The 8,200-nt window shown below is 37.6% G+C and carries 7 protein-coding genes; 2 read left to right on the top strand and 5 right to left on the bottom strand.

What is annotated here, in order from left to right; all coding sequences use genetic code 11:
• Window positions 1-335 (top strand): NifU family protein (locus ACQR30_RS02120; RefSeq protein ID WP_429730588.1); only part of this gene is annotated, 335 nt, incomplete at its 5' end.
• Between the two features lie 43 nt (window positions 336-378).
• Here the strand turns inward: ACQR30_RS02120 and ACQR30_RS02115 are convergent.
• The 3 genes from ACQR30_RS02115 to ACQR30_RS02105 all read right to left on the bottom strand — a co-directional run bounded on the left by ACQR30_RS02115 (window position 379) and on the right by ACQR30_RS02105 (window position 3,309).
• Entirely contained in the window at window positions 379-1,119 is a 741-nt protein-coding gene (locus tag ACQR30_RS02115) for a polyprenol monophosphomannose synthase (RefSeq protein ID WP_429730586.1), read from the bottom strand.
• 69 nt (window positions 1,120-1,188) lie between these two features.
• On the bottom strand, window positions 1,189-1,956 hold the full coding sequence (locus tag ACQR30_RS02110) for an exonuclease domain-containing protein (RefSeq protein ID WP_429730583.1): 768 nt from the start codon (window positions 1,954-1,956) through the stop codon (window positions 1,189-1,191).
• Between the two features lie 3 nt (window positions 1,957-1,959).
• Complete coding sequence (locus ACQR30_RS02105) at window positions 1,960-3,309, bottom strand: UDP-N-acetylmuramate--L-alanine ligase (protein WP_429730580.1); 1,350 nt, start codon at window positions 3,307-3,309, stop codon at window positions 1,960-1,962.
• Between the two features lie 70 nt (window positions 3,310-3,379).
• Here ACQR30_RS02105 and ytxJ point away from each other — a divergent pair, with 70 nt between their 5' ends.
• Window positions 3,380-3,733: a bacillithiol system redox-active protein YtxJ gene (gene ytxJ, locus ACQR30_RS02100; protein WP_429730577.1), complete on the top strand. Its 354-nt coding sequence runs from the start codon at window positions 3,380-3,382 to the stop codon at window positions 3,731-3,733.
• 33 nt (window positions 3,734-3,766) lie between these two features.
• Here the strand turns inward: ytxJ and ACQR30_RS02095 are convergent, their stop codons facing one another.
• Window positions 3,767-5,710 (bottom strand): glycoside hydrolase family 97 protein, encoded by a 1,944-nt coding sequence (locus ACQR30_RS02095; protein ID WP_429730574.1) that lies wholly within the window; start codon window positions 5,708-5,710, stop codon window positions 3,767-3,769.
• A 33-nt stretch (window positions 5,711-5,743) separates the two neighbouring features.
• Window positions 5,744-8,164, bottom strand: a complete 2,421-nt coding sequence (locus ACQR30_RS02090) for a glycoside hydrolase family 31 protein (protein ID WP_429730571.1) — start codon at window positions 8,162-8,164, stop codon at window positions 5,744-5,746.
• Between the last annotated feature and the right edge of the window lie 36 nt (window positions 8,165-8,200).

Genomic DNA, 8,200 nt, shown 5'->3' with positions numbered 1-8,200 from the left:
AGTTTTTAAAAGAATACTTGGAAAGTGGTGGCATTGTGATTAATGAAGACGAAGTTTCAAAAATTATCCCTGAATCAACGAATGCTGTTAGCACCGATGATGATGATATAGTAAAACGAATCAAAGAGCTATTGGATAATTATGTGCGTCCAGCCGTAGAAATGGATGGCGGCGCTATTCAATATAAAAGCTACAATCATGGGGTAGTAAATTTAACACTACAAGGAAGCTGCAGTGGATGTCCTTCTTCAATGATTACTTTAAAAGCTGGGATAGAGGGAATGATGAAACGCATGATACCAGAGGTGAAAGAGGTAGTTGCCGAAGCCGACTAAAAACTCAATTTTGTATAAGAATTTGGGCGCTTAAACTTAGAAGTTAGGCGCCCACTTTTTTGCGGTAATTTTTAAATAAGCTGTGCCATTGTAATTTTAGCACCCCCAAAATGCCTTCCTTTAAAATACCTTTGCTCATTTTGCTGGCACCAAATTCACGATCTTTAAAGGTAATTGGCACTTCTACGATTTTGAATCCTAATTTCCAGGCGGCAAACTTCATTTCGACCTGAAAGGCATAGCCAACAAATTTTATGGCATCGAAATTAATAGTTGAGAGCACTTTTTTGCTATAACAGACGAATCCGGCAGTAGGGTCATTTACAGGCATCCAAGTAATTATCTTGGTATAAATGGCACCGCCTTTTGAATATATTTTTCGGTCTAATGGCCAATTCTCAATAGCGCCCCCTTTTACATAACGGCTGCCAATAGCCACATCAGCATTTTCTTTTTTGCAAGCCGTGTATAACCGCTCCAGATCATCCGGATTGTGCGAAAAATCAGCATCCATTTCAAAAACATACTGATAGTCTCTGGCGAGGGCCCATTTAAAGCCGTGAATATAAGCGGTGCCCAGGCCTAGTTTCCCTTTACGCTTTTCTAAGAATAATTGTCCGGGAAATTGCTGCATCAATGTTTCCACAATGTCCGCCGTGCCATCTGGGGAACCATCATCGATGACAAGTATGTGATAATTTAACTGTAAAGCGAAAACATAATGAATGATTTCTTTTATATTTTCCTTTTCGTTGTATGTTGGTATGATTACAATTTTATCCAAGTAGATATTTTATGCACGGAAATTAAAACTAATAAAAATAGAGCAAGAAAAATTTATGTTAAATAGGATTTATTTTTTTAAAAGGGTCTGATTTAATATCTCCGAAATGATTTGTTTGGTATGCAACGAAAAATCTCCCTTCATCATCCAGTCATAATATTGAGGTTCGTGCCTTAAAACATCAGATACAGACTTCCCTTTGTGTTTACCAAAATTAAATACAACTATATCGTTTTGCAATATAAACCTGCGGGACAGATCTACAAACTTTTCCTCGCCGGTAAAGGCCAAAATACTATCTACAGTATTGCCAATATTAGGATATCTTATAATTTGCGCTTCCATAACTTCCCAGGTTGCCATAGCATCAGCTTCTGCGGTATGTGCGTCTTCTAATGACTTTTGACAATAGAATTTATAGGCTGCACCTAGCGTACGTTGTTCCATTTTGTGAAAAACTTTCTGTACATCCACGAACTTTCTACCCGATATATTAAAATCCAGCCCTACACGCAGAAATTCTTCCACTAATACTGGAATATCAAACTTATTGCTATTATAACCACCAATATCACAATTATCTAAAAACTGATTTATTTCATTGGCTATTTCTTTAAAAGTGGGTGCATCCTTTACCATTTCATCAGAAATTCCGTGGATATCCTCTGCTCCCTTTGGTATAGGCATTTGGGGGTTTACAAGGCGGCGTTTGCGTTGCTGTTCTCCATTTGGAAATGTCTTCACAATAGCGATTTCTACTATCCTATCGCTTACCGTATTGGTACCAGTAGTTTCTAAATCAAAAATAGCAAGTGGCCTTTGCAATTGAATGTTCATGGTTTAGCTTTTTATTGTTGATATAACATCGATCTCATCAAAGCTGCCGCTACTCATCAGCAGCAAATTGCAATTTTGCAGACGAACCGTTTCTAAAAACGAAGATAACTCCTCTTTGCTATTTATAATCAATAAATTGTCTTTTGCAAAGCCCTCAAACACGGTAGTTCTGTCCAAAGCTGGCATGCGCTTAAGCGCTAATGCATGCTGGGAGTAAAAAACAACCGCTTCATCGGCCATGTCCATACTGCCCCTATATTGATGAAGAAAATGCTCATTCAGACTGCTGAAAGTGTGCAATTCCAAAACTGCAATCAACTTTCTTTCCGGAAATTGCTGTTTTACTGCATCAATAGTTGCTTTTACCTTACTGGGTGCGTGGGCAAAGTCACGATAAACGCTAGCATCTCCTGTATTAAAAATCACCTCCAACCTTTTGGCTGCGCCGCTAAAATCCTGAATGCCATTAACAAAATCTCTCGCGTTAATACCTAATTCTTTACATACAAAATAAGCGGCATTTAGGTTGAGCAAATTATGGTTACCAAAAACACGCAGTACGGCAGAATTATTTTCAATCTCGATAATAGTTTCTCCCTTCTCTATCCGATGATTTGGCAATTCATAAGATTGATAGCGAATGTCATTTCGTTTATTTTCTTCCACTAACTCTTTTAAAGTGGCATCAGTCTGGTTGTAAATTAAAATTCCTCCCTTTTCAATTTTTTGTATAAAAATTCTAAACTGTTCCAAATAGAAATCGAAGGTGGGAAAAACATTGATATGATCCCACGCAATTCCCGTTAATACTGCGATATGCGGAAATAAGAAATGAAATTTCGGTCTCGGTTCCAAGGTACTGGCGGGATACTCATCTGCCTCACATACAATAACAGGGGCATCTGTGATATTTACACTTTGTGAAAACCCTTCCAGTTTCGCACCTATTAAATAATCAAAAGATGTTTTTGTTTGCTTCAACACATGCATCAGCATAGCAGTTGTAGAAGTTTTACCATGGCTTCCACCAATGGCAATACGCTTTTTATTTATACTCTCTTGATAGATATATTCCGGAAACGAATATATTTTTAATCCTAATTCCTTTGCCCTTAACAGCTCGGGATTATCACCTTTGGCGTGCATCCCCAAAATTACAGCATCAATTGCAGTATTGATGTTGCCCGGACGCCATCCTATTTCTTCAGGCAACAAGCCCTCCGCTAGTAAATTCGATTTGGCGGGCTCAAAAATCTCATCATCAGAACCGGTTATTTGATATCCCTTTTTATGCAAAGCAATGGCAAGCTGGTGCATTACGCTACCACCAATAGAAATAAAATGTATATGCATCTTTTAAAAAATTCCCTTTTGATATGAACCACAAAGTTTAATTAAAAAATTAGGATATAAATTATTTACTTTGAGAAAATTTAAAAAAATTGAAGTTATGGACTGGATTGCTTTAAATGATGTAAATCAACTGGAGGAAATAAAACAAAAATCATTTGAAAGGGCGCAAGTGATTTTTAAACATAGCATAAGATGCAACATAAGCAGCATGATTTTAAACCGAATCGAGCGTGAAAAAACATTACCCAACGCGGATTTCTACTATTTAGACTTAATCAGATATAGAGATATTTCAAAGGGTGTCGAAATCTTTTTTAATGTCGAACACGAATCTCCGCAAATTTTGTTGATACAGGGAGGAAAATGCACTTATCACGAAAGCCACTATGGAATAATGTTAGACGAGATAGCTGACAGATTATAAGTGAATCATTCCATGAAAATTATGGTGTGAAAATTATAATCTTATAATTCTAGCAACATATCCGCCACCCTGTACCATCTGAATAGTTAAAGAAGAAGTGTTATCTACTTCTTTGGTTTCCATTTTAAAATCTTTAGCATTTCTGTCTGCATTTATACCATCTTTCCAGATAACTATTTTATATTTCCCTTCTGGAAGAAAATTTAAATTGATCGTAAATACCCTTGGTATCCAATCAGTCATGGCACCAATATACCAATCGCCATTCAATGCCTGTCTTGCCATCACCGTATATTGACCGACTTTGCCGTCAAGAGGAATAGTCTTTTGCCATACAGTAGGTACTGCACGTAAAAACTGCATACATTCCGGCTCGTGCATATAATGTGTTGGAATATCGCATAACATTTGCAGTGGACTCTCAAATATCACGTACATCGCCATTTGATTGCATCTTGTACCCAATGTCATTGGTTCCGAAGGTTCTGCGGCGAACTGCCCTTTTTGAACATTATTCATGCCGCCGGGTGTAAAATCCATCGGACCCGCTGCCATCCGGATATACGGCAATGTAGCTGTATGTACCGGTGTGACCAGGGGCGCAAATTTACTTATTTCATTCCCTAACACACCTTCTGAGGTCATTACATTTGGATAAGTTCGCATCCATCCAATAGGTTTATAAGCCCCGTGGAAATCTACCATCATTTTTCTTGCTTCTGCCGCCTTCGCAACCTTTTCGTAATACCTAACCATTTGCTGGTCATCTCGCTGCATAAAATCTACTTTTATACCTTTTACGCCCCATTTGGCAAAAGTGTCCAGCGCAATATCCAATTGTTTATCTAAGGTGAGCCAGCTTGTCCATAGTAAAATTCCAACACCTTTCTTTCTTGCGTAAGCCGTAAGCTCCGGGATATCTATATCTTTTGATTGATCTAATAAGTTTTTTGTATCACACCAACCTTCGTCCAGCAATACATATTCTATCCTGTTTTTTGATGCAAAATCAATATAATATTTATACGTATCATTGTTGATACCGGCTCTAAAATCTACATCATATACATTGTTGTAGTGCCACCAATCCCACTGAACCTTGCCCGGTTTCACCCAAGTAAAATCCCCGACCGAGGGCCGGCCTAATTCGTACACCATTTGATTAGACAATAAACCTTTATCCTGTCTTTCTATCATCAAGATACGCCACGGAAAAGATTGGGGCCCGTCTATTTTTGCTATATAATTTTCTCTTTCAAGAATTCTTTCGTCTCTATCTCCTTCCACCTTTGTGACTTTTGGATAATGTGGAAATACTGCTTTAATGCTTCCATGATTATTTCCCCTAACCCACATACCTGCATAGTTAAATAGCGCTGATTCTGTCAGCAATACCTTTATTCCATGCAATTCAAAAAGCACTGGGAGGCTTGCTAACTTTTTTTCGCCTACCGTATCCAAGGAGTAAATTTTATACAATCTTTCATTACCTGAATAAAATCCATCTTCAAGTGGATACCAAGTTTTACCATTTTTATCAAAGCCAAAAACAGCTTGTTCGTCATCTACGGTATAATTACTTTTATCATTACTTATCCAATGCCAAGCCACACCATTATTGTAGGACCGCCATTGTAAGGATAACCCATTTTTAAAATCGATAGAAAGTTGGTTGCAACTATCATACACAATGGAAGATTTTTGTTGAACAACCGGTTTCAATACTTCGGCAACTGCCGTGGTTCTTGCATGTGCAATTCTCCAATGACTATCTTTTAGGAAACTCGTTTTAAAATCAATCGTCGATCTACCAATCAACTCTTTCCCATCGAGCATGACATCGTAAGAAATACTATCATCAATATGTATGTTTAGTTCAATACGCTTATCAGGCGAATAAAGACTAAATTGTTTTTGCGCTTTTGAACGAACAGACAAAAATGAAATACTGGCAATTAATAAAATTATCTTATGCATAATCTACTGGTTAAATCTTTTTGAAAGAGTTTTCTAATACTTAACGGAAAATGCCTTTTCGACATTAGCGGTTACTATTGATTTCACAGCAATAGTACCGGCTTCGCTTTCGGATGAGACCATATAAGGAATGGCCGAAAAATATTGTTGATGCAGTTTCAACTGTGTGTCTTTAGATCCGTGAAAAAGAATTTTTACATATTTGAATTTTGAGGCGAAAGTTCCATCCACTTTTGAAAATTCAATGGTTTTATCTGCCGGATTAAATTTAATTACTCTTTTATAAAAATCCCCCTTTTGATATTTATAGCTTTCTCCATCGTCTTCGTAATAAGTAAAACTACTGCTTTTGTTTCCATTATATACTTGAACAACGAGGGTATCAGTGGGCATTTCGGCAGTTGATTGAACTAGAGATTGCATCGGTATAACGCTACCCGCTTTAATGTATAACGGCAATCTATCCAAGGTAAGTTTTGCATCGGTAACTTGTCCTCCTTCGAATTCTTTATCTGTATATAAATCGTACCAATTATCCCCTTTTGGCAAATAAATTTTGCCACTGGTATCCGTACTTTTGAAAGGCGCGACCATTATATTTTCTCCAAATAAGTATTGATTTTGAAAGTCCTCTTTATAAATATTTTCCTGATAAGAATAATCAATTGCCAGACTCCTGTTTATCGGCAATCCATCTTGCGTTGCTTCGTAAAAAATGGAATACAGGTAAGGCAATAAATGATAACGCAACTCAATGTAACTTCTTGAATTATTTAATGCATTTTCTCCATAGCACCAGGGCTCTGCAGGCTTTGCCCCGGTAATTTTATGGTTTCTGCAATAGGGCATAAATGCGCCAATCTGCATCCAACGGGTAAATAATGCCGGCGTTGCATCTCCAAGAAAACCAGAAATATCCATTCCTGTAAAAGCCAATCCACTTAACCCCATGCTGTTTAGCATTCTCACGCCCAAAAGCATGTGATCATCCGTTGGCTGATTGTCGCCTGTCCAGATAGCAGAATATCTTTGAAGTCCCGCATAACCGGATCTCGACAAAATAAACGGACGAACACCGGTAACCTGCTTCATCCCTTCATAACTTGAGCGAACCATATTCAAGGCAAATACATTGTGTCCTTCCAAATTATTTGCGCCTCTTCCATCATAATTATACAAAATATTATTAGGCGTACTTTGCCCCCAAGTTGAAATTTCATTCATGTCATTCCACACTCCACTCACCCCATTTTTAGCGAAAAAATTCATTTGACTGCGCCAATACTTTCTTCCTTTTTCACTCGTAAAATCCACAAAATTGCACCATCCCGGCCAGACTTGTCCGGAATAATATTGTCCGTTTGGATATTTCAAATACACATCTTCTTTCAATCCCTTTTTATAAGCCGGGGCGTCGGGCGCAATTTTTATTCCGGGATCTACAATTACCGTTGTTCTAAATCCAAGTTTGCGCAAACTGTCAGTCATCTTAAGAGGATGAGGAAAATATTTTTTGTTCCAAGTAAAGAGTTGGTATTTATCCATATAATCAATATCCAACACCATTCCATCGGCGGGGAAATGTTTACTGCGCAATTCATTAGCAACACGTAAGACCATGGTGTCGGGAAAATAACTCCACTTACTCTGTTGATATCCCAATGACCACAAGGGTGGCAGCTTCATTGTTCCTGTAAGCCAGGTATAATCTGTGATAATTTTCGCAACGGAATTATCATAAATGAAATAATAATTCATTTCACCTCCGCGTGCACCGAAAGACGAAAATATGTCGTTGCTTGCACCGAAATTAAAATCGGTTTGATAAGTATTATCTAAGAAAATTCCGTAACTCAAATGATCATGCAGACCAATGAAAAAAGGAACGTCAGAATATAAAGGATCTGTACCATTATTATAGCCCACTGCATCCGTGTTCCAGTTGGTATAAGCACTACCCTTTCTATCCAAATTGCCAGATTTTTCGCCGAGCCCAATAAACCTTTCCCCCGGCTGCATCTTCTTATAAGTTGTTACCGAATTATCAGCCCAAGACGTACTTAACCCATTTGCATCTTCATTGATTACTTTCCCATCTTTAGTATAAATAGCAACGGAGAAAGGATCTTTTTGAATGACACAATTTACTGCTGCTGTAGAGATTTTAATCTCATTAATTCCCTGGGAAATATTCGCTTTTATCATTTCCCGCTTAGCGACCACCGCATAAGAAAAATCTTTCTTTAGCGGCTTTTTATCCATTCTAAAACGAATAATATTTGGCGAATAAGGGGTAATTTCAATAAAAGCATTTTGGGTTTTTATCTGAACAGCATTTTGATCAACACTTGTGCTTATCACTTTGCCCACCTGCAATACCGCTTGTCCGCAAACTGCATTTAAGCGTAGAAAAAGCACCACAAAAAAGGCCAATCTGATTGATATAAATTTCATTATTTAAAACGATATTTTATTTACTTTCAAAAGTAT

The sequence above is a fragment of the Arachidicoccus sp. genome (genome assembly GCF_050436765.1).
Lineage (GTDB): Bacteria > Bacteroidota > Bacteroidia > Chitinophagales > Chitinophagaceae > Arachidicoccus.
This window is presented reverse-complemented; position numbering and strand designations above follow the sequence as displayed.

Bases quoted from the DNA above. Each gene is read 5' to 3' on its own strand.
- ACQR30_RS02095 (WP_429730574.1), bottom strand. From the start codon at position 5,710: ATGCATAAGATAATTTTATTAATTGCCAGTATTTCATTTTTGTCTGTT.
- ACQR30_RS02110 (WP_429730583.1), bottom strand. From the start codon at position 1,956: ATGAACATTCAATTGCAAAGGCCACTTGCTATTTTTGATTTAGAAACT.
- ACQR30_RS02105 (WP_429730580.1), bottom strand. From the start codon at position 3,309: ATGCATATACATTTTATTTCTATTGGTGGTAGCGTAATGCACCAGCTT.
- ACQR30_RS02090 (WP_429730571.1), bottom strand. From the start codon at position 8,164: ATGAAATTTATATCAATCAGATTGGCCTTTTTTGTGGTGCTTTTTCTA.